The sequence below is a fragment of the Methylomonas sp. HW2-6 genome (assembly GCF_052474525.1).
Genome location: NZ_CP184124.1, coordinates 3,917,230 through 3,939,559, shown reverse-complemented (window position 1 = coordinate 3,939,559; position 22,330 = coordinate 3,917,230). Strand labels below are relative to the sequence as shown.

The 22,330-nt window shown below is 60.5% G+C and carries 16 protein-coding genes; 12 read left to right on the top strand and 4 right to left on the bottom strand.

Annotated elements, in window-relative coordinates:
- Positions 1 to 5: 5 nt before the first annotated feature.
- Positions 6 to 1,859, bottom strand: coding sequence for a TonB-dependent receptor plug domain-containing protein (locus ACH518_RS18875; protein WP_445371208.1), 1,854 nt, complete (start codon positions 1,857 to 1,859; stop codon positions 6 to 8).
- 278 nt (positions 1,860 to 2,137) lie between these two features.
- On the opposite strand from ACH518_RS18875, the gene ACH518_RS18870 reads away from it, so the two are divergent.
- From ACH518_RS18870 to ACH518_RS18840, 7 genes are all read left to right on the top strand, one after another.
- Positions 2,138 to 3,130: a helix-turn-helix transcriptional regulator gene (locus ACH518_RS18870; RefSeq protein WP_445371207.1), complete on the top strand. Its 993-nt coding sequence runs from the start codon at positions 2,138 to 2,140 to the stop codon at positions 3,128 to 3,130.
- A 114-nt stretch (positions 3,131 to 3,244) separates the two neighbouring features.
- The gene (locus ACH518_RS18865) at positions 3,245 to 4,054 is read left to right on the top strand and encodes a siderophore-interacting protein (RefSeq protein ID WP_445371206.1); all 810 of its coding nucleotides are present in this window, start codon (positions 3,245 to 3,247) and stop codon (positions 4,052 to 4,054) included.
- A complete protein-coding gene (locus ACH518_RS18860; protein WP_445371205.1) occupies positions 4,051 to 4,992 on the top strand; it encodes an ABC transporter substrate-binding protein in 942 nt (313 codons plus the stop codon). The genes ACH518_RS18865 and ACH518_RS18860 overlap by 4 nt, the downstream gene beginning before the upstream one ends.
- Positions 4,989 to 6,017 carry a FecCD family ABC transporter permease gene (locus tag ACH518_RS18855; RefSeq protein WP_278211217.1) on the top strand — a complete coding sequence of 343 codons (1,029 nt, stop codon included), beginning with the start codon at positions 4,989 to 4,991 and terminating at the stop codon, positions 6,015 to 6,017. The genes ACH518_RS18860 and ACH518_RS18855 overlap by 4 nt, the downstream gene beginning before the upstream one ends.
- Positions 6,014 to 6,994: an iron chelate uptake ABC transporter family permease subunit gene (locus ACH518_RS18850; protein ID WP_445371204.1), complete on the top strand. Its 981-nt coding sequence runs from the start codon at positions 6,014 to 6,016 to the stop codon at positions 6,992 to 6,994. The genes ACH518_RS18855 and ACH518_RS18850 overlap by 4 nt, the downstream gene beginning before the upstream one ends.
- Positions 6,991 to 9,066, top strand: a complete 2,076-nt coding sequence (locus ACH518_RS18845) for an MFS transporter (RefSeq protein ID WP_445371203.1) — start codon at positions 6,991 to 6,993, stop codon at positions 9,064 to 9,066. The genes ACH518_RS18850 and ACH518_RS18845 overlap by 4 nt, the downstream gene beginning before the upstream one ends.
- Positions 9,063 to 9,857, top strand: coding sequence for a 2,3-dihydro-2,3-dihydroxybenzoate dehydrogenase (locus ACH518_RS18840; protein WP_445371202.1), 795 nt, complete (start codon positions 9,063 to 9,065; stop codon positions 9,855 to 9,857). Before ACH518_RS18845 ends, ACH518_RS18840 begins: the two co-directional genes overlap by 4 nt.
- Before the next feature lie 31 nt (positions 9,858 to 9,888).
- Here ACH518_RS18840 and ACH518_RS18835 read toward each other — a convergent pair whose 3' ends face one another.
- Both ACH518_RS18835 and ACH518_RS18830 read right to left on the bottom strand, forming a co-directional pair.
- Positions 9,889 to 10,233: a hypothetical protein gene (locus ACH518_RS18835; protein WP_445371201.1), complete on the bottom strand. Its 345-nt coding sequence runs from the start codon at positions 10,231 to 10,233 to the stop codon at positions 9,889 to 9,891.
- 172 nt (positions 10,234 to 10,405) lie between these two features.
- A complete protein-coding gene (locus tag ACH518_RS18830) occupies positions 10,406 to 12,583 on the bottom strand; it encodes a putative bifunctional diguanylate cyclase/phosphodiesterase (protein WP_445371200.1) in 2,178 nt (725 codons plus the stop codon).
- Positions 12,584 to 12,909: 326 nt separating this feature from the next.
- Here ACH518_RS18830 and ACH518_RS18825 point away from each other — a divergent pair, with 326 nt between their 5' ends.
- Positions 12,910 to 14,931, top strand: a complete 2,022-nt coding sequence (locus ACH518_RS18825; RefSeq protein WP_445371199.1) for a cache domain-containing protein — start codon at positions 12,910 to 12,912, stop codon at positions 14,929 to 14,931.
- Between the two features lie 343 nt (positions 14,932 to 15,274).
- Here ACH518_RS18825 and ACH518_RS18820 read toward each other — a convergent pair whose 3' ends face one another.
- Entirely contained in the window at positions 15,275 to 15,454 is a 180-nt protein-coding gene (locus ACH518_RS18820) for a hypothetical protein (RefSeq protein ID WP_445371198.1), read from the bottom strand.
- A 663-nt stretch (positions 15,455 to 16,117) separates the two neighbouring features.
- On the opposite strand from ACH518_RS18820, the gene ACH518_RS18815 reads away from it, so the two are divergent.
- Genes ACH518_RS18815 through ACH518_RS18800 form a run of 4 tightly spaced genes read left to right on the top strand, consistent with a single transcriptional unit; the run spans position 16,118 to position 22,123 of the window.
- The gene (locus ACH518_RS18815; protein WP_445371197.1) at positions 16,118 to 17,239 is read left to right on the top strand and encodes a hypothetical protein; all 1,122 of its coding nucleotides are present in this window, start codon (positions 16,118 to 16,120) and stop codon (positions 17,237 to 17,239) included.
- Positions 17,236 to 17,694 (top strand): hypothetical protein, encoded by a 459-nt coding sequence (locus ACH518_RS18810; RefSeq protein ID WP_140911115.1) that lies wholly within the window; start codon positions 17,236 to 17,238, stop codon positions 17,692 to 17,694. The genes ACH518_RS18815 and ACH518_RS18810 overlap by 4 nt, the downstream gene beginning before the upstream one ends.
- Complete coding sequence (locus ACH518_RS18805) at positions 17,691 to 20,336, top strand: response regulator (protein WP_445371196.1); 2,646 nt, start codon at positions 17,691 to 17,693, stop codon at positions 20,334 to 20,336. The genes ACH518_RS18810 and ACH518_RS18805 overlap by 4 nt, the downstream gene beginning before the upstream one ends.
- The gene (locus tag ACH518_RS18800) at positions 20,333 to 22,123 is read left to right on the top strand and encodes a sigma 54-interacting transcriptional regulator (RefSeq protein WP_445371195.1); all 1,791 of its coding nucleotides are present in this window, start codon (positions 20,333 to 20,335) and stop codon (positions 22,121 to 22,123) included. The genes ACH518_RS18805 and ACH518_RS18800 overlap by 4 nt, the downstream gene beginning before the upstream one ends.
- Positions 22,124 to 22,330: the final 207 nt, after the last annotated feature.

The window sequence follows — 22,330 nt, the reverse complement described above, 5'->3', positions numbered from 1 at the left end:
GGCGGTCAAAACTCCAGGCGGGCGGAAATGACGGCGCTACGGCCGGGATTTTGCAGCGGGGTGATAAAGCCGACGGCACTGCCGGCGGTGTAACGGTCGACATATTCTTCGTCGGTCAGGTTGTTGGCCTCGGCGCGCAGCGTCAGGCCCCGGTAAAACCGGGGTTGCCATTGGGCGAATAGGTTATAGACGTGGTAGCCCTCCAAATCTCGGTTGCCAGACTCCGGCGCGTAGCGGTATCTCAAGGCGATTTCCGAGCTGACACCGGCTTTTACCCCCAATTCGGGCCAAGCATAGGCGGCATGCAGCTTGACGATCTCGCCGACCGGCGAACCCAGGTAGAAGGCCAGCGTACCGAGCTGCGAATGGTCGTAGCTGACTTCGGTATTGGTGTAATGCGCCCCGAATTCCGCATTCGCCAGTTGGTAACCGGCACCCAGGTTAAAACCTTCGGTTTTCACCGCCGGGCCGTTGATCCGCGTGAAGCTGTCTTCGCCTTCGAGATAGGCTGGCGTATTTTGGATACGGGTTGAAAACACTTCGCCGTCCAACTTAATCCCGGCAACGACGTAACTTACTCCGGCTTTGGCGTTGGTGGAGCGTTGCGCGGCAACGTCGTCGGAATAGTTTGCGTAGGGCATCGTGTGAAATATCGCCGCTTCCGCGAGCTGGATGCCGCCGAAGACGTAGGAATAACTGCCGCTGAAGGTCAGATCGGGCAGCGGAGTGATACCGAGTGTGACATTGGGGCTGGCGCCGGTACTTTCAAAGTGTTTGTGGTCGACCGAATCGAATTCCTGCGAATCGATACGCAGACCGCTGGATAGTTTGAGCCAGTCCAGCGGCTGGCTGCGCAGTTGGGCAAATCCACCCAGATTACGGGCCGTTTCGGTAAACAGGGCGTCCCGGAAGTTATCGGTTTGAGCGTGGTCGTTGTAAAAGTCCATGCCGGCGGTGATTTCGCCGAGTGGGGTAGCGAATCGATTTTGGGCGGTGGCGCCGAAGCTTTCGATGGCGGAGTCGAAATATCCGGGCCGGAATCCGCCGTTGGCGTTGGGACGCGACAGGGCGGTATCGTTGTAATAGAAACGGATTTCCGGATCGTAGAATTTGCCGGGTTGACGGTTGCTGTATTTGAAATTGGCGGTGCTGCGTTTGAAGATGTTTTCCGACAATAAGGTACGTCCGCGCACGGCGGCAAAATTGGCCCGGAACGGTCTAATCTCGTCGTCGGCCAGATGTTGGGCCGAGGCTTCGAAGCGGTGGCCGCCAGCCGCCGTATAAGCGACTTTACCCAAGGCGCTGAGCAGATTGGTGCCGGTGCCTTGCACCGGGTCGCCATTGCCGGCGTCGTAATTTCCGCCTTCGGCATGGGAGGCATAACCCAAGGCTTCGACGCCTTGGCTGCGCCCGTAGGCCGCGCCGGATTTGGTAAAGGTATCCAAATTACTGGCGAAGCCGCCGCCAAGAAAGGCGCCGTAATCTCTGCCGGTGGTCAACAGGTCGTCGACGTCCTTGGTCTCGTACCGCAACGAACCGCCCAGCGCCCCCGGACCAGCGTCGGCTGCGGCGACACCGGCGTCTACAGTCACAGCCTTTAACATGCCGGGATCGATTAGAAGGTTGGCGTTGTGGTGCCAAAGATTATTGGATTGTCTGGCACCGTCTATCTGCACGTTGAGGTTGGTTTCCTCGATCCCGTTAACGTAAACCTTTTGCGCGCTTTGGGTGGGGCCACCGACGCCGACTGAAATGTTTTTCTCGAACACGTCTTTGATCGATGTCGACGGCGTGTCTTCGACTTGCTCGGTCGCCGGGTTCGATTTGGCTCGCTTCTCCGTGACTTTGACGGTTTCCATCACTATCGATCGATCGGAGTCCGCTTCGGTTGCGTTCGCCTGCGGCTGGTGCGCCGCAATCAATACAAGCGCGGTTAACTGGAGGGGAGGTCTAGCGCAAAAAAATGGGTGAGTTTTCATAGTCTGCCGTAAATAAGAATGATTTACATTAACGTTTGGTGTTTGCTATTATCCGGTCCAAAGCCGGTTTGTGCGTTTGCGGCGGAAGCAGATTGCTTTGCGGGCCGCGCAGACGCCGCCTCAGCCGGGGTTTGCATGGAATTAATCGGAAAATGCCTATGAATCGAACGCAGCCCATCGTTTCGTCCAAAATCGACTGTTCCGACTTGACCAGGCCGGGTTTGGCCGAGCCGGGCGGCGCGGTTACCGGCGGTCCGCCGGTGATCAGCGGCCGGTTTCGGGAATTGCAATTGCGGCCGGACTTGTCGCTGTATGCCGCCGATGTCAGGGACGAACTGGACTTGGAAGTTAGCGACTTGCTGCAGCCGGGCTTGTTGTTGGTACTGCCGTTGTACGGCGAGGCGGATGTCTCTTACGGCGGTCGGCGCTTTCAGTTGGGCGGCCGTGGCGGAAGCGGCGGCCGGGAAGGTTTGATCCTCGGCTTGACGCGGCGGGAACAATTTATTCGGCGATTGCGGCCGGGCGCACGCAGGCGGGTGGTGAGTCTGGCATTGGGCCAGCGCTGGTTGGCGGATCACGAAGACGTTTTGGCTGGCCATCCGGGGTTGGCGCGTTTACGCGGCACGCATCTTGCCGTGCAGCAATGGCGCTTGTCGGCGCGGTTGCAGGCCTTGGCGGGCAGCCTGTTCGAGTTGTGCGGGTCGACCGCACCGCTGATGAATTTATCGTTGGAGAGTCGTTGCCTGGACATCGCTGCGGAGGCTCTGGCCGCCTTATCCAGCGTAGACACCCGCGAGTCTTCGGGATTGCGGCCGCGCGAGCGGCGGCGCTTGGCCGAATTCCGTGCATTTCTCGATAGCGGCGAAGGCGACGGCTGGTCGATGCAGGCGTTGGCCGACCGGATTGGGATGAGTCCCAGTACCTTGCAACGCTATTTTCGGCAATACACCGGTTCCAGCGTATTTGCATACCAGCGCCGCCGCTTGCTGGAAGAAGCGCGTCGCGTATTGGAGCGCGACGGGGTCAGCGTCGGCGAAGCAGCACACATCGCCGGCTATACCAATGCCGCGAATTTTGCCACGGCATTTCGTCGCCAGTTCGGCGTCGCGCCCAGCGAATTACTGTTGCGGAGCCGGCCGGGTTTTGCGTAACGAGCGGAAGGATTTGCGCGGCGGTCAATCCGCCGGATGCGCGGCGTGTCGGCCGGTTGCGGCCCGTATAATCCGTGGCCGCATTCCACTCACAACACCAGAACGCGCATGACCATGTCCGATTCAGAACGCAACCGACATCGCCGCCTTCGGCAACTGACAGTGCGGGATACCCTCAGTCTGAGCCGGAATCTGCGCCGCATCCGGTTTCAGGCTACAGACCTGCAAGACTTGGCCGACGTCGGCCCGGGCGCCCACCTCAAGTTGTTGCTGCCGGCTATCGCGGGCGATACGCCGCTCTCGGCTCAATCGGCCAACTGCGATCCGGCATTTTCCGCCGAATACACCCCGGTAGCGCGGACTTATAGCCTGCGCCGCGCCGATCTGCGCCAGCGCACGCTGGATATCGATTTCGTCATTCACGGCGCGGGTCCGGGCTCGCGCTGGGCAAGCCGTGCCGAAATCGGTCACAGCGTCGGTTTGGTCGGCGTCGGCGGAACGCGCTTATTTCGACCGGAGGCCGAGTTTCATCTGTTGGCCGGCGATTTGTCGGCGTTACCGGCAATCGCCGCGGTACTCGAAGCCTTGCCGGCTTCGGCCGTGGGTGCGGCATTGATCGAGATTGCCGATGTTGCCGACCAATTGAGTTTGCAACATCCGCCCGGACTGACGCTGTATTGGTTGCATTCGCATGCGGCTTCCGGCTTGGCGGCGGCCGTCCGCCGAACTCAGTGGCCGGCCGGAGCCGATGTGTTTGCCACCGTAGCCGGAGAAAACGACGCGGTGTTGGCCATCAGAGCCCATCTGCTGCGGGAGCGCGGCTTGCCGTTGTCTGCGATGTATGCCGTGCCGTACTGGCGGCGGGGCCGCAGCGAAGAACAGTACCACGACGAGCGGCATCGCTCGCTGGAGGCGTGCCGATGAAAACCGCTGCGGCTGGCGCCTTACTGGCGTTGATTTTGGCGCTCGGAGCTTGCGGGCGGGAACAGCAAACCAGCGCACCGCCGGTAACGGAGCGCGAAATCGCCGACGCTTACGGCCGCAAGGTGGCAGTGCCCGCGACCGCGCAACGGGTTGTGGTACTGAGCGAATTGGATTTGGATGCGGCGTTGGCGCTCCAGGTCACTCCGGCGGGAGCCGTCAACGGCCGTGGCAGTGACCGGCCGCCGGCTTATCTGGAAAAATATACCGGTGCGGTAGCCAGCGTCGGCGATTTTGCCCAACCCTCGCTGGACCGGATTGTCGCGCTGCAACCGGATCTGATCCTGGCCGGCGGCCAAAGCGATCCGGCCATGCTGGAGCAATTGGCGGCGATCGCGCCGACGGTGGTCAGTTTTTATCCCGGCGAACCCTGGCAAGACAGCCTGCAGCGGATTGCCGTCGCGTTGGGGCGGCCACAAGCCTGCGAGCCGTTGTTGCAGGCTTACCGGGCGCGGGTCGGCAAGTTGCGCGCGGCGCTGAGCGGGCACCGCGGCGAATCGGTCAGCATCGTTCGCCTGACGCCTAACGGTCCAATGTATATGCTCGGCGAAGCTTTTGCCGGACGGGTGTTGGCCGATCTCGAATTGACCAGACCGCCGGCCCAACGCCAAGCGGGTGCCGGACATGGACCGCCATTGAGCCGGGAAATGCTGGCGGATATCGACGGCGATTGGCTATTCATCGGCAACTTTTCGCCCGATCCGCGCGGCGTGGCCGCCTTGCGCGACGAGCCGGCTTTCGCCGAACTGCGCGCCGTCCAAACGGGTCGCGTGCGCGAGGTCGATGCGGCGTTGTGGACGGTCGTTGGCGGGCCGGTGGCGGCGCAAGCGGTACTGGACGATATCGAAGCGGCTTTTGCCGCGCGCGGCAACAGCTTATGAGCATGGCCGTTTACAAAGCTGGAACCGGTTACGCTCTGCTGTTGACGGCGGCACTGGCGTTGGCCTTAGCCACAATGAGCCTGGGCCCCGGGGAAGTGAATTGGCAAGACGGCCTCGACTGGTTGCTGGGCCGCGCGGCGGACGCACATGCCCAATTGGTACTGGTGGACTTGCGCCTGCCGAGGCTGTTGAAGGCCGTGGCGCTCGGTGCGGCACTCGGCGCGGCCGGGGTATTGTTGCAGGCGGCGACCCGCAATCCGCTGGCCGACACCGGTTTGCTGGGCGTGAATAGCGGCGCGGCCTTGGGCGTGGCGGGCGGGATTGCCTGGTTGGGAGAATCGGGACCCGCCGATCAAATCGGCTGGGCGCTGACCGGCGCCTTGGCCGGTTGCGCGCTGGTACTCTTTTTGGCCGGCGCCGGGCGAGGCCGCATGTCGCCGCTACGCATGGTGTTGGCGGGATTGGCCCTTGGGGCTACCTGTCAGAGTGCGACAGCCTGGATTGCGTTGGCCGGTAGCGCCAACTTGGACCGGTTCCGTTTCTGGCTGCTCGGCTCGCTGGCTCACCCGCACGCAGGACTGCTCGCGCCGGGATTGGTTTTGATCGGCCTTGGTTTATGTGCGGCTGTCGCTCTGGTGCGGCCGCTATCGGCGCTGGTCTTGGGCGACGAACTGGCCAGCGCGCTCGGCTATCGTCCCGCGACTGTCCGGGTTTGCGCCGTCGGCGCCGTTGCGCTGTTGAGCGGTACTTCGGTAGCGCTGGCGGGCCCTATTTCGTTTTTGGGATTACTCGCACCGTATTGCGCTCGAGCGCTGGCCGGCGTTTCGCTAAAAGCCCAACTTGCCTACGCGATTCCGTTGGGCAGCATCGTGATGATGGCGGCCGATTTGGCCGCCCGACTGGCTATCGCACCTTTCGAAGCGCCGGTCGGCGCGGTGCTGGCGTTGATCGGCGCGCCGTTGTTGATCTGGATCGTGCATCGAGAACCTAACCTTGGCTTTAGCCCGCACGGAGCGGAGCGATGATTGCGTTCTCGCGTAGCGGTCTGCCGCTCCTGCTGTTGGCGCTGGCGTACGCCGAGCTGGCAGCGGGCCAGCCGGGTTTGAGTCCGGTGCAATTGCTGGACGGTTTGAGCGGCAACGGACCGGTTTGGCGTACTACTTTGCTCACCCAAATCAGATTGCCGCGCCTGTGTGCGGCATTCGTCGTGGGCATCGGTTTGGGCGCGGCCGGTGCGTTGTTGCAAGCCTTGGCGCGCAATCGGCTGGCGGGGCCGGACGTATTGGGACTGAATGACGGCGCACTATTAGCATTGGCGCTGAGTTTGGTGCTGAGTCCCGCCGGTTTGCTGGGGCCTTGGTGGTGTGGATTGACCGGAGCGCTGCTGACGGCCGGGTTTGTGGTCTTGGCGGCGGGGGGTGTCGGCAGTCGCGGTTACCGGGTGTTGGTGGTGGGCTTGGGCGTTGCCGGTTTGTTGCGGGCTGGATTTGAGTTTGCATTAGCGACGCTACCGGCGTTTCATGCCGCGGGTCTCTACGCCATCAGCGTGGGCAGTCTTAGCGGACGCGGTTGGCCTCAGGTCGGGGTTGCCGCCGCGTTGTTGTTAATGCTGATGGCCGCAAGCTGGCCGTTGGCATTGAAGCTGACATTGTTGGGTTTGCATGACGACAGCATGCGCAGCCTCGGCGTGCGTCCCGGCCGGTTGCGCTTGGCGGTATTGCTGGCGGCGTCCGGACTGGCCGGCGTTGCCGCCAGCATCGGCGGGCCGATCGGATTCGTGGCGATTGCCGCCCCGACCTTGGCGCGGCGCTTAGCGTCGGAAGGGCATGCCGTGTTCTGGACGGCGGCCGCGATCGGCGCCGCATTGGTTGCGAGTGCCGATTTGCTCGGGCGGATATCGGCAGCGGCGGTCGAAATTCCGGTGGGCGTTGTCGCCGGTCTGTTGGGCGGACCGTTTTTACTTTGGTTGTTGATGCGGCCGGAGCCGCACGGAGCCGCATGATGGCCGAATTTCGAGTCGACAATCTGTCCGCCGGTTACGGCAATAAGCCGGTGCTAAGCGACCTTAGCCTGTTGATACCGGCCGGACGCATTACCGCCATCGTTGGCGCCAACGGCTGCGGCAAAAGTACGCTGCTGCGCTGTCTGGCCGGTTTGCATCGGCCGGGCAGCGGACATATTTACTTGGACGACGAACCGTTGCCACGGATGCCGCCGTCAGAGTTGGCGCGGCGCGTCGGCTTTTTACCGCAGTTTCCGTCAGCGCCGTCCGGTTTGCGGGTCGAGGAATTGGTAGCGCTCGGCCGGCATCCGCACCGGAAATGGTTGCGGCAATGGTCGGATGAAGATGCGGACAGGGTGAGCGAAGCCTTAATTTTGACCGATTTGACCGAGCTTGCCGGACAACCGCTGGATGTCTTATCCGGCGGCCAACGCCAACGGGCCTGGATGGCAATGCTGCTGGCCCAAACGACGCCGGTACTGTTGCTGGACGAGCCGGGCAGTATGCTCGACCCCGGCCACCAGTTGGAATTGTTCGCACTGCTCAGAGTCTTGGCGGATGCGGGCCGGACCGTCGTTGTGGTCATGCACGATCTGGTCGCGGCGCGCCACGCGGATTGGCTGGTCGCGTTGGACAGTGGCCGACTTGCGGCTTGCGGCCCGCCATCCGCTGTGTTGGATCGGGCCCTGATACGAAGTCTCTTCGGCATCGACAGTAATGTGCTACAGGCGCCGGACGGCAACCCGGTCGTTGTGCCGGTTCGGCCGGCCGATTGGCCGTTACCGGTTCCACGGCCGTTGCCGCAGCGGGCGGCGGCAACGGTAAAGCCTACAATCCGAGTCCCGGCGTTGGATGCCGAACGGCGCTTGGTGCGGCTGTTCGCGGTCCTTCAGTTCACGCTGTTACTCGACTACATGGTACTGATGCCGCTGGGTGCGGCGTTGATGAGCGATTTCGATATCGGGCCGGCGCAGTTCGGCTGGGTGGTCGGTGTTTACACTTTAGCCTCGGCTTCGGCCAGCCTGGCCGGAGGGCGGCTGCTGGATCGCGGTGATCGCAAGCGTAGCGTGTTGCTGTTGTATGCCGGTTTTGTCGTTGCGACCTTGGCCTGCGGTCTGGCGGACGGATTCGGGGTTTTGCTGGCGGCGCGAGCGCTGACGGGCGCTTGCGCCGGCTTGTTGAGCGCATCGATGATGGCGCTGGTTGCCGACCGTATCGCGCCGGAGCGGCGCGGACAAGCGATAGGCGGGGTCATGTCGGCATTCGGCATTTGCGCGGTGATCGGGGTACCGTCCGGCTTGTGGCTGGCGTCGCTGGGCGGTTGGCGAGTGCCGTTCTTTGCGGTGGCGGCGTTGGCTTCCGGTTGGTGGCTGATATTGCGCCGGGCGTTGCCGTCGGCGCCTGCCGCCGCCGGCGCTGATACCGGACTTTTTACGCCGAGCCTGGCGCTGGGCTGGCTGTTGAGTTTTGGTATCGTCTTCGCCGGTTTTTTAATCGTGCCTTATCTGGGGGCGCATTTGAACGGCAGCCTGGGCGTCACGCTGCAAGAGCTATCCGTGCTCTATCTCGGTGCCGGTTTGGCGACCTTTGCCGCGGCCCGAGCCGTCGGCCGGGCCGCGGACCGTTACGGCGCGGGCCGCGTATTGGCGGGATTGATGCTCGCCAGCATCGTTCCGCATCTATGGCTGACCGGACTCGATCCGGTGCCGCTTCAGCACACCGCTTTGGCCTTTACCCTGTTTATGGTTGTGACATCGACGCGGGCGATTCCGGCGTCCGCTTGGCTGGTTAGCCGGGTCCCGCCGCCGTTGCGCGGCCGCTATCTGGCTATCAATACGGCCAGTACCGAAGCCGCGTCGGGTTTGGCGGCTCTGTGCGGCGGGATGATGACGACCGGCGCAACGGTCGGCTTATACCGCTTCGAGCGCGTCGGTTGGCTGGCCGCCGGCGTGACATTGCTGACCTTAGGCTTGTTGTTTTGGCTAAGCCGCCAATCCGGCACTTCCCGGCCCAGTGCAGTGGCGGCTTCGGTGGCGGAGCAAGGTTCAACCGTTGGCGAGGTTGCGGAATGAGCCGTCGCACACCCGCCGGTTCCCGCTTCGGGTTGCGTCCCGGCGTGGCGTTGGTGAGCGGCGCGGCCCAGGGCATAGGCCTCGCGGTTGCCGCCGCCCTGGCCGGTCATGGGCTTACGGTGGCCGCCGCAGACCTCGACGCTGCGGCCTTGCGTGCAAGCTGCGCGGTACTGCCGGGCTTACATCCGCTAGAACTGGATTTGCGCGATTGGGCGGCCATCGAAGCGGCGGTGGCGTCGGTCGAATCCGAACTCGGCGCGATAGAGTATTTGGTGAATGTGGCTGGCGTACTGTATCCCGGCAGCGCGCTAGAGCTTAGCGACGCCGATTGGCTGCAGAGTTTCGCGGTCAATACCCACGGCGTGTTTGCGCTGAGCCGGTCAGTTGCGCAGCGGATGCGGCAGCGGCGGCGCGGCGCCATCGTCACGGTCGGCTCCAACGCAGCATCCACGCCGCGCGTCGGCATGGCGGCCTATGCCGCCTCGAAGGCCGCTGCCGCCCATTATATGCGTTGTCTTGGGCTGGAACTGGCGGAATATGGGATACGATGTAACCTGGTCTCGCCGGGCTCCACCGAAACTGAAATGCAGCGCCGTTACTGGCTTAGCGGTGCCGGTAGCGCGGAACGGATCATTGCCGGGTGTCTGGAGCAACACCGGCTTGGCATTCCGCTCGGCAAGCTGGCGCAACCGGCCGACGTTGCCGACGCGGTCGCCTTTTTGTTGTCGGATGCGGCCGGGCATATCACCTTGCAGGATCTGGTGGTCGATGGCGGCGCGACCTTCGGCTGACAATTCGGCAACGGGAGCCGCGTTCCATGCTTTAGCGGGCGGCGGGCGCGGTGCGGCGCTTGCTGCATGTCCCTAACCAGGCGATGGCCGAGCCAAACAACCGAACGGCGCCAGGAACGGGCACGACGGCGGCAGCCGATCGATATGCGGTTCCCGAGGCGCTGGCGAGCGTCCTGCCATCCGGTGCGCTGATACCGAAATAGGCGGTGCCGTAAAAATCGGCGAGACCATCGCCCAGCGCTTCCACACCGAGATAACTGGCGATGTAGAGTGGCACGCCATACGTGAACGGGATTTTTGCGGAATAAATATTACTGCCGTTGACCAACGGCTTGGCCTCGACCCAGGCCAATTCTTCCGGCGTCAGTCGAGCCAAGGAAACCGCTCCCGCCCCGAAGCCGGTGATGAAGGCTAGACCCGAGGCTGCCGCGCTAGGAGCGTCGCTGGTCGAGAATGGAGCTGTTGCGATTGGCGGCCCAACGGCAGCGCCGGCTAAATATCAGGGCAATGGTTCGGCATTAAACCCGGCAGGCAGCGCCGATAGGATTTTAGGTCCGGCGTCGCGAACATGAGCCGGCTTCAAGCCGGCCGGCCAGCAGTGCGCAAAATTCGGCTTCCGGCAGCGGTTGGCCGAACCAATAACCCTGGGCTTCGTCGCAGGCGTTTTCCAGTAGGTACGCCGATTGCTGGGCGGTTTCGACGCCTTCGGCCACTACCTTGAGGCCCAGGCTGTGCCCTAGCGCGATGATGGCTTTCAGAATCGCGGCGTCGGTGGATTCCTGTTCCAGATTGCCGACGAACGCCTTGTCGATTTTCAAGCGGTCTACCGGAAAGTCCTTCAGGTAGGCCATGCTGGAGTAGCCGGTGCCGAAATCGTCGATGGCCAAAGTCAAACCCAGCGCTTTCAAACCGTGCAGGGTTTTGATGAATTGCGGGGTGTCTTGGACCAGGCAGGATTCGGTGATTTCCAGTTCCAGGGTGTGGGCGGCAACTTGGGTGGCCGCCAGGGTCTCGGCGATGGTGTCGATCAAATCGCGCTGGCGGAATTGGCGCGGCGAGACGTTGACCGCGACCGGCAACGGCCGGCCCAGGATGTGCTGGAAGCGGTTGGCGGCCAGACAGGCTTGATGTAGCACCCAACGGCCGATTTGCTCGATTTGGCCGGTTTCCTCGGCGATCGTGATAAAACTCAACGGCGACACCAGCGGCGCATCGGGCGGTTGCCAGCGGATCAGGGCCTCGGCACCGCAAATCCGGCCGCTGGCCAATTCGATTTTGGGTTGGTAGTAGAGCAAAAATTCGGCATTTTCGATGGCATGGCGCAGCCGGTACTCTATCGCCATGCGTTCGGTCAAAACCTGGTTCAACTCGCGGGTGTAAAACTGGAAATTATTGCGGCCGAGTTGTTTGGCTTTGTACATCGCCGAGTCGGCATGTTTCAGCAGCGTGGCCGCGTCGTGGCCGTCGCCGGGATAGACGCCGATACCGATGCTGCAGGAGACCACAAACTCCAGGCCGTCGATGGTGCAGGGCGCTGCCACCGCAGCCAGGATTCGCTGCATGCTGTGACTGATGTCTTCGATCTTTTGCAGGCTGCACAGCAGCAGCACGAATTCGTCGCCGCCCAGCCTGACCACCGTGTCCGAGTCGCGCACGCACTGCGACAGCCGTTCCGCCATCACCACCAGCAGCGAATCGCCGACATGGTGGCCCATGCTGTCGTTGATGAATTTGAACTGGTCCAGATCGACGAAGGCCACCGCCAGAATATTGCCGTAGCGGGCGGCGAAATTGATGGCTTGCTGCAGCCGGTCGGATAACACCGTGCGGTTGGGCAGCCCGGTCAGCGTGTCGTGGGTGGCCTGGTATTCGATTTGCTGCTCGTAATATTTGCGTTCCGAGATGTCTTCCACCGTGCCTTCGTAAAACAGCAGCCGGCCGTCGAGGTCGCGCACTTCGCGGGCGTTCTCGGTAATCCAGATGATGTCGCCGTTTTTGCGGTAGACCTGGGCTTCGAAGTGACGCACTTCGCCGTGGGCCTGCATGATGTCGATATACTCGGCGCGTTTTTCCGGGTCGACATAGAGCTGGCGTTGAATGTCGGAAATGCTGTTGCGTAAATCCTGGATCGAGTCGTAACCGTAGATGCGGGCCAGTGCCGGGTTGAAATCCAGGTACTGGCCGCTCGGCGTGGTCTGGTAAATCCCTTCGATGGCGTTTTCGAAAATCGAACGGTAACGGGCTTCGGCGTCGCGGGCCGCTTGCTCGCTGTGTTTGCGCGCCGTCACGTCCTGAATGAAGCCTTCCAAAGCGACCAGCTCGCCGTGCTCGTTGAACAGCGGAAAACCGCTCTCCTGAACCCAGCGGATGCTGCCGTTGGCATGGACGATTCGGTATTCCAGGTCGAACTTTTTCCGGGTCCGGGCGGAGGTTTCGATCAGCTGGCGCACCCAGCGCCGGTCTTCCGCCAGGGTCAATTCCTCATAGGAAATGCGTTTGTTGAACAGCAAATCACTTGGCGCGTAGCCGGTCAGCGCCCGGCAGCCTTCGCTGATGAAGACCATGGTCCAGTCGGCGTCCAGCAGGCAGCAATAGACGATGCCCTGCAAATTGCTCATCAACATGCCGAGCATACGCTCGCGGTCTTGGATCAATGCGCGCAATTTCGGGCTGAGGTGCGGCGAAAATTCGACCACAGCGGAAGCGGGTTCGGAGTCGGCTGCCATGCAGGTGTTCGGTGATTAAACCAGCTAGGTGACAAGCACATTTCGTACCTGCCCCAAAAGTCGGGCATTGGCGCCGGCAAATCAGATCCGATCCCCGCTTTTCTGCTCGGTTATAGTGCTTTGGGCCTAAATTTGGGCAAAGCAGCGGCGTCATTGTTGGTGCGTGATGCGTCGGTCTGGTGCATTGTTGGGTGGGGGTGAGATGCATTTCACAAAAGCCGCTGACATTGGTAGTGGTACAAATCCTGCTCCCAAACTCCGCCGAGGACGCGGCAAATTCGCGGCTGCCGTTCCGTAACCGGTAACCTTGCAGGGATTGAACCACAATGAATGCACTGATCGAGAAACACACGCCCAAACTGCTGAATGCAATGGTCGACGTCAGAAATTTCGAAACCCGTCTGGCGAAACTGAACAATTGGTGGGGAAAAATCACACTGATCGGCAAGATCAACAGCCACAATGTCGCGCCGACCATTCTGGACGACATGGCGCGCACCCAGAACAAATTCGGCGAGTTGCAGCGCAAGCTGACGCGTAATCTGCTGGTGGAAAACTTGCAGAAACTGGTGTTGGACAATGCGTCGAAAGCGCAGGTGGCGATCGACCTGCTGGTGCGCAACCTGTTCGAGCGCACCGCCGATGTCGGCTTTCTGGCCACCGACGACGACATTCGGGTGTTTTTGGCTCAGGCCGAGCCGGAGCCGGAACAGGTCGGTTTCATCGAAAACCGGCTGCGCGAATACGTTAAAAAATACAGCGTCTACGACGAAATCGCCATATTCGATGCGCAAGGTCGGCTCAGAGCGCATTTGGACGCCGATAACCGGATCGAGGATACTGATCCGCTGGTGGCGGAGACGTTACGCAGTGATAGCCCTTATCTGGAAACTTTCCGTTACAGTGCGCTGCAAGCCGACCGCCGCCGCTCGCTGATCTATTCCTGCAAGATCACCGAAACCGACCAAAAAAATTCGCGGGTACTGGGCGTACTGTGTCTGTGTTTTCGGTTCGAGGACGAGATGCGCGGTATCTTTGCCGATCTGTTGGCGGCGGGCGACCGGGGCATCATTGCCATCCTCGACACCGAGCGGCGGGTGATTGCCAGCAGTAACGAACAGTTGTTGCCGGTGGATACCCGCTTCCATCGCGACGACGCGATCGGCCTGATCAATTTCCAGGGTCACGACTACATCGTCAATAGCCTGCCCGGTAACGGTTATCAGGGTTATTGCGGTTTGGGCTGGCGCGGGCAAATGATGACGCGGCTGGATGTTGCCTTCGGCCGCGAGACGGGCGGGTGCGGCGGTGCCGACTATAGCGAGATTATTGGTCAATCGGACAGCTTTCCGCAGGAGTTAAAGGAAATCCGTCAGGCTTCGGTCGATATCAACGCCGATTTGGGGTTGCTGGTGTTGAACGGGAAAATCGCTTCCGCCCGACAGAACGCGGCCGAATTCATGCCGGTGCTGGAAGCGATCAAGCAAGTCGGTACCGACATCGCCGGGATTTTCGCGGCGTCGGTGAATAGCTTGCAGGAAGTGACGGTGATGTCGTCGCACCTGAACAACGCCGGTTTCCTGGCGTCGCTGGCGGTCAACATCATGGACCGCAATCTGTATGAGCGGGCCAACGATTGCCGTTGGTGGGCCTTGACTTCGGCTTTCCGCCGCAATCTGGCGAAAGCCGAAATTAGTGCCGCCGAGAAGCGGCAAATGGGCGAAATTCTGGCTTATATCAATGCGCTGTACACGGTCTATACCAATCTGTATCTGTACGACGCCCACGGCGAGATCGTCGCGGTATCGGACGCCACGCAAACATCGCTGATCGGTAGCAAGGTCGAAGAGGCCACCGGCTACCGGAGCGTCATGGGCCGCGTGGACAGTCAGCATTACGGGGTCTCCGGTTTCGGGCCGACCCGCTTCTATCAAGGTCGCCACACTTATATATACAACGCCGCGGTGACCGATCCGACCGATAACGGCCGGGTGGTCGGCGGAATCGGTATCGTATTCGACAGCGAGCCGCAATTCAGCGCGATGCTGCGGGAAATCCTACCGCAGGAAGCCGGCGGCGCGCCGCTGAAAAACAGTTTTGCGGTTTTTACCGATCGCCAAGGGCGAATTCTGGGGCTTGCCAACCACAACCACTACCGGATCGGCGAGCGCTTGCTGCTGGACGACGTCCACTTTGCACTGAAAAACGGCCAGACCAGCTCGTCGCTGTTGCGCCACGAGGGGGCGAATTATGTATTGGGAGTTGCGGCCGGAAAGGGGTATCGGGAATTCAAAACCGCGGACGCTTACCGTAACGATGTGTTGGCTTTCGTTTTCATTCCGTTGTAAACGCGACGTTGCCCGGGCGCGGGCTTGTTTTGGCAACTGTCTGAGCAAATCAGTGGCGCTAATGTGTCCGTTTTAGCTATCTCCAACCTAAACCGAATCAGCACGAGCACCACCGAAGGAAAGTTACCTTGCAACTTGGCGTAGTCAAGTCGCAGCGTGTTTTTGGGTGGGGGTGGCGGCGATCGCCTTCGGATGCGCAACGAGGGATACAGTCTTGATCGGACGCCAACCCCGTGGTTTTCAGCTTACCGCGTGCATCGACGCAGTCAAACCGGGAGCTTGCAAAAAAACCGGACGGACGCTGGCTAGCGTTCGTCCGACTGGAGGTTGCTGTTACCGCTGACTAAACAAAATTCGATGGGGGCTTTAAGGTTGTTGATGGTGCTGCATAGATTGGCTCGGTGCGTTCCGCCGCCGGCGCATTGGCCGTAGCCAGAAACAAACCGACGATTATGAACAGCAGGCTGATGGCGCAGCGTTTCAATTCGTGCAGGCAAGTTGCCAATAGTTTGGAATGATTCATTTGCAGGCTCCTGGTGGCGCTAATGATTTGCCGGTGGCTTACAAGCAAGCGTTTCGGACCGGCCGCAGGCGCGGGGTCTCAGCTTTCCGTGCCAAATTTTGCTGGTAGATTTCCAAAGCCTCGCAGCGCATTTGCTCGCAGAATCCGCACAAAGCTTCGTCGCCGCTGAACAGTCTTTGTTCGTGTTGGGATAGCGGGTCACCGCATCTGTCGCAAAAATGAGGATGGCGTGATCTGGTCATGGCAATCGGCTCCGGTTCGGTTGAATAGGATTTAACAACTTTTATCGCTGTCGGATAAGAGAACTATTTCACTTGTCGCAAATCTCGGGCCAAATAACCCAGTCCCGGGCTGTGTTTTTTTAAGTGTTTGAACCCAATAGGTTTTATTGATTTTTGATGGGGATGTTTCGGGGTCGGCGCCGAGTGGGAATGGCGAAAGTCGTTACTAATATTCGTAGTGGATACGACATTTCGTAAATATTATCGCTTAGCCACGGGATGGCAGTATCTGGCGGCGGCGATTACGAAATCGCGTTAACAATGTTTGGAAATGTGATACATTCCGCTAAATTTTTACCCGGACTTGTACTTTCAACCAATAGCAATCGAGCCAGGCTGCTTTCGGCAGAGACTCCCCAACATGCGGCGACCGAACCGTTTAGTGAACTTTTCCCGTAACCTGCGAATGCTGGCTGCGGCTATTTGCGGCTTGGCCGCCGCTGGCGGTTCGGTGCAAGCGGCCGGCCTCGGCCACGCCGGTCACGCCGGCCATCCCTCGAGTTCCGATTCCAGCCTGTTGCCGGGCGATCTGCTGCTGTTTCCGGATCTGACCGGCATCGTCCGCTACGACCAGGAGCCGCAAAAGAAGCTCAGTACCGGCGACGTGATCCCCGCGATCAACGTGTTTTACACCGCCGATTACCAGCGTTTCCGTTTTCTGGGCGAATGGCTGGTCAGCAGCAAAACCCATAACCTGGAACGCTTTCAACTCGGCCTGCACCTCGGCGACGAATCCAGCCTGTGGCTGGGGCGGTTTCATAACCCGATCGGTTTCTGGAACATGCAATTCCACCACGGCGCGTTTTTGCAGACCACGATCAGCCGGCCCGGCATCATGGCCTTCGAAACCGCCGGCGGCGTAATTCCCTACCATCTGACCGGTTTTCTGTGGGAAGGCGTGCACCAGCTCGGCGAAGGCGGGGTTTATTACACGATCGGCGCCGGCGCCGGCCCGCAAATCAACCGCGGCCTGGAAGCCTTCAATCTGGTCGAACCGGCCGGCTCGCACCGGCCGGCCGCTTCGTTCCGGCTCGGTTATCAACCGGTCAGTTTCGGCGTCGACGAGTACGGCATCTCCGGCGCTTACAACCAGATCCATTCCGACGAATTGGCGGTCAACAACGTCACCCAATACGTCGCCACCGCCTACGCCAATCATCAGATCGAGTCGGTCAAACTGCTCAGCGAACTGGTCTATGTCAATAACCGGCTGGAAAACCCGCACGGCGGCGCCAAGAACGACGACTTTCTCAGCGCCTACGGTCAGGTCGAATGGGACGTTTTACCGAGCTGGACCCTGGTCGGCCGGGTCGAAGGGACGTTCGGCGCCAACCGCGACCCCTATCTGGCGATGTTTCCCAAATTCGTCGACGACCGTTTCATGGGCGCCGTACGCTACAAAGTCAATAACAACATGGCGTTGAAGGTCGAGGCCTCGCGCGACCATTTGCGCGACGACCATTTCGGCGTGGTGATGTTTCAGTGGAGCGCGGTATTCCCATGAAACTGCGCCGGGGCTTGTACCTGTTCGGATTAGTGATTCTGCTGGGCGTGCCAAGCCTGAAGGCGGTTACCAGACAATCCTTGGTGCTGGTGACCGGTTCGGCCTCGACGATTCCGGTGCTGACCGTGCAGGAGGCCAGGAAACTGTTTCTCGGGGTGCCGCTGGAAAAAGACGGCGAACGGCCGGTGCCGTTGCTCAATACCAGCGATCCGCTGATTTACGAAGTCTTTCTGCAAAAAGTCGCATTCATGTCGGCCAACGCCTACGAAAACCAGACGATCTCGGTCGTGTTTCGCTTGGGCGGCAAACGGCCGGAGAGCTATAGCGATCTGAAAGATTTGCTGGCGGCATTGCAGCAGCACCCCGGCACCGTGACCTATTTGTGGGAAGACCAGGTGCGGGCCAATCAAGGTATCAAAGCGGTAAACGTGTTATGGCAAGGAGCAGCGGAATGATGCGGTTTTTTCACAGTTTCAATGGGCGGATGATTTTGGCGGTGGTCGGCATTCACCTGTTGCTGGTGCCGGTATTGTTGTTCGGCATTTACCGGGTGATCAAACCCAGCGTCGAAGAGCAATTCGTTAATTTCGTCCGGTCCGACGCGCTGTTGTTCGGGAATTTGATCGCCCCGCGCCTGGGCGGTGCCAAAAGCCGGGAGCTGCAGGAATTGTTGGGCGAGTTTTTGCTGAACGGCCGCCTGGCCTATGCCGACATCGTCAGCGAGAGCGGCGAATTGCACGCCGATGTCGAACTCAACGCCGAACAGCAATTCCAGGAAGACTTTTTTTTCGGCGAACACGGCGACGACATCTATTTTCTGGCCGTGCCGGTCGCCAACCCTAGCGACGGTTCGCTGGTGATGCTGCGGCTGGGTTACGACGAACGCCAGGTGCGGCACGACATTGTCGTCATTTACCAGCGCAGCGCCTATTTCGTCGCGGTTTATTTGGGGCTGTCGCTGCTGGTCGTCGGTTTGTTCGGCCGCCGTTTGGTCAGCCCGTTGGAACGTTTGCGCGACGAAGCCGAACAGATCGCCGCCGGCAACCACGCCCGCCAATTCAGTTCCGGTACCAAAATCAGCGAAGTGTTGGCCTTGACCGAGCATCTGGAAAAAATGCGGCTGGCCTTGGTGTCGGCCCGCGATGCGGCGTTGCAGGCGGCCGGCGCCAAGACCGAGTTTTTGGCGAACATGAGCCACGAGATTCGCACGCCGATGAACGGCATCATGGGCATGATCGGTTTGGCCCTGCGTACCGAATTGACGCCGCAACAGCGCGAGTTTTTGGGGATGGCCAATAGTTCGGCCGACGCCTTGCTGCGCATCGTCAACGACATTCTGGATTTTTCCAAGATTGACGCCCGCAAGCTGGAGTTGGACCACGCACCGTTCAAATTACGCGAGAGTCTGGGCGACACCTTGAAGCTGCTGGGCGGCCACTCCCACGAAAAGGGCCTGGAACTGATGCTGCGTATCGACCCGGAAACCCCGGATGATCTGATGGGCGATATCGGCCGTTTGAATCAGGTCATCATCAACTTGGTCGGTAATGCGATCAAATTCACCCAACACGGCGAGATCGTATTGCAGGTGAAACCCGAGGCGGTCAACGACGACCGGGTGCGGCTGCATTTTGCGGTGCAGGACACCGGCATCGGCATTCCGCACGACAAACAACAATTAATCTTCGAGGCCTTCGCTCAAATCGACGCCTCCTCGACCCGCAAATTCGGCGGCACCGGACTCGGGCTATCGATCTCGTCGCGGCTGGTCGAATTGATGGGCGGCCAGTTATGGCTGGAAAGCGAGGAGCACAAAGGCAGCACCTTTTATTTCAGCGCCTGGTTCGAGCGTTATACCGGCAGCGAAGCCGATGCCGCGGCGCCGGCCCTGATCGACGTCAAAGGCCTGCCGGTGTTGATCGTCGACGACAATAACATCAATTTGCGGGTGTTCGAGGAAATCCTGCACCATTGGGGCATGGCGCCGACCACGGTCGACAGCGGCGAAGCGGCGATCGAGGCCTTGCAGCGCATGGCCGAAACCGGCGGCACCTATTCCCTGATCCTGCTCGATGCGATGATGCCGATCATGGACGGCTTCATGGTCGCGAAAACGATCCGGGAAGACCCGCGGCTGGAGCCGGTGACGATCATGATGCTGTCCTCGGCCGACCGTCCCGACGATTCCGAACGCTGTCGCGATTTGGGTATCAATTTGTACGTGCGCAAGCCGGTCAAACACTCCGAATTGTGGCATGCGATCCAGTCCGCGCTGGGCAAGGCGGATTCACGGCAAACCGGCAACCAGCCTGTAATGTTGGCCAAGCCGCCGCGCTTGCTGAAAATTTTGTTGGCGGAAGACAATCCGGTGAACCAATTTATGGCCGTGGCCTTGTTGGAAGAACGTGGCCACAGCGTCCAGGTTGCCAATAACGGCCAGGAAGTGCTGGATATTTTGCAGCAGGACCAATTCGATTTGATCCTGATGGACGTGCAAATGCCGGTGATGGACGGTTTTCAGGCCACCCAGGCGATCCGGGCCGCGGAAGCGCAAACCGGCAAACGCCAGCGCATCGTGGCGATGACCGCCCATGCCCTGAAGGGCGACCGCGAACGCTGTCTGGCCGCCGGGATGGACGATTACATCGCCAAGCCGGTGCAGGAACAGGAATTATTGGCAACTGTGGAGTGTTGGAACATGGCAGCGGAACAGCTTGGTACGCAGCAGGATGGCGGGGCGGCGGCCGAACCGCCGGCGCTGGAATGGCAGGAGGCCCTGAACCGGGTGCGCGGCCGTAACCAGTTGCTGGCCAAGATGATGTCCCTGTTTCTGGAGCAGTCGTCGGGATTGCTGGAAGACGCCGCCCAGGCGATCAAACGCCGAGATGGCGAAGCCTTGCGCCTGTCGGCGCATACTCTGAAAGGTTCGGCCAACAGCATCGGCGCTTTCAAATTCGGTCAGATCGCCCAGCGCCTGGAAAGTAGCGGCCTGGAAGCCGCATTCGACGATGCCGAAACCGATTTGCCGTTGCTGCACGTGGCGATGCGGCGTCTGGAGCCTGAAATTCAAACCTTCCTGGCTGAGCACAGCGTATGACAAACTCCGCCCGGTCCGACGCCAAACCCACCATCTTGATGGTGGACGACAACCCGGTGAACCTGGAAGAGCTGGCGTTTCTACTGAACGATGCCGGCTTCGACGTGCTGCGCGCCGAAACCGGCGAAACCGCGCTGGAATTGGCGAAAAGCCGGCAGCCGGATTTGGTGTTGCTGGACGTGCTGATGCCGGGCGTAGACGGTTTCACCACTTGCGCCACATTGAAAAGTCATCCGGCCACGCGCGAGATTCCGGTGTTGTTCATGACGGCGCTGGCCGATACCGCGAATAAGGTGCAGGGCTTTCATGTCGGCGCGGTCGATTACATCACCAAGCCGTTTCAGTACGAGGAAGTCATCGCCCGGGTACAAACCCATCTGACCTTGCAAAAGCTCAAATCCGAGCTGCAGGAAAAGGAGCAACGCCTGTCGCGTATCTTCGAAAACGCGATGGATGCGATTCTGGCCTTGGACCAGGACGGGCGGATTACCATGTTCAATGCCGCCGCCGAGCAGATGTTCCGCTGCAAGGCCGGCGACAACATCGGCCGTTCGGTGGATCGCTTCCTGTCGCCGGAGCTGTACAAGACCGTGACCAACTTTCGCGCTGGCGTGCCGGCCAAACAGGCGATCTGGATATCCGAGGGCATGACCGCCCGCCGCGGCGACGATAGCGAATTCCCGATCGAAGCCACGATATCGCGGGTCGAAGCCTCCGGGCAGCAGCTCTACATTCTGATTCTGCGCGACATCAACGAACGCAAGGCGCGGGAGCAGGCGGAAGCCGAATGCTATACCCTGCGCGGCATCAACTCCTACCTGCAGGAGGAAGTCCTGGCCAGCCGCGACGGCGAGGAATTGATCGGCAACTCGGCCGGCCTGCGTCAGGCCATGGCCCTGGTCAAGCAGGTGGCGGCGACCGACGCGACGGTTTTGATCACCGGCGAAACCGGTACCGGCAAGGAGTTGATTGCCCGGGCAATCCATAATCTGAGTGGGCGCAAGGACAAGACGCTGGTCAAATTGAACTGCGCCACGATTCCGGAAAACCTGGCGGAAAGCGAATTGTTCGGTCATGAAAAGGGCGCCTTCACCGGCGCGATCAACCGCAAACTGGGCCGGTTCGAGCTGGCCAACGGCGGCACGCTGTTTCTCGACGAAATCGGCGAACTGCCGCTGGAAATGCAGGCCAAACTGCTGCGGGTATTGCAGGAGGGCGAATACGAACGGGTCGGCGGCACCCAAACCCTGAAATGCGACGTGCGGGTCATCGCCGCGACCCACCGCGATCTGGCCCAGTTCTCTCAAGAGGGCCGGTTCCGCGCCGACTTGTATTACCGGATGAACGTGTTTCCGATTCATTTGCCGCCGCTACGCGAACGCAAGGAAGACATCCCGCATCTGGTGAGGCATTTCATCAACAAATACGCCGCCAAATTCGGCAAGAAGATCACCGCGATTCCGGATCGGCTGATGTCGGACATGCAAAGCTACATCTGGCCCGGCAATATCCGCGAATTGCAGCACATCATCGAGCGCGCGGTGATCCTGACCAACGGCTCGCAACTGGCCAACGTCGAATGCGTGCATACCACCGCTCCGGTCGGGGCGACGAGCTCAGCGCCGATCGTGACGCTGGACGAAGCCGAACGCCAGCACATTCTGAAAGCGCTGGAAGCCACCTCCTGGCGCATCGCCGGCAACCAGGGCGCCGCCAAAATCCTCGGTGTGCCGTCAACCACGTTGCGTTCGCGGATGGAGCGTTTGGGTATCAGCAAGCCGGCCTGAGCCGACCGGCGCTTGCCGGCCCTGAAACCGTTGGTCCCGAGGGTGTGGGAGGGCGACATCGCATCGGGTTCAAACAGCCCCGAATCGAAGGTCAGACACCACAGGGCTGGTTTAATAAATGAAAACTGCCTAGCGCATAACGGGCATTCTTCCCAAGGCAGAATGTGCGCGCTTGCCGATAATGCCGGTTTTAACTTTTACCGGTAT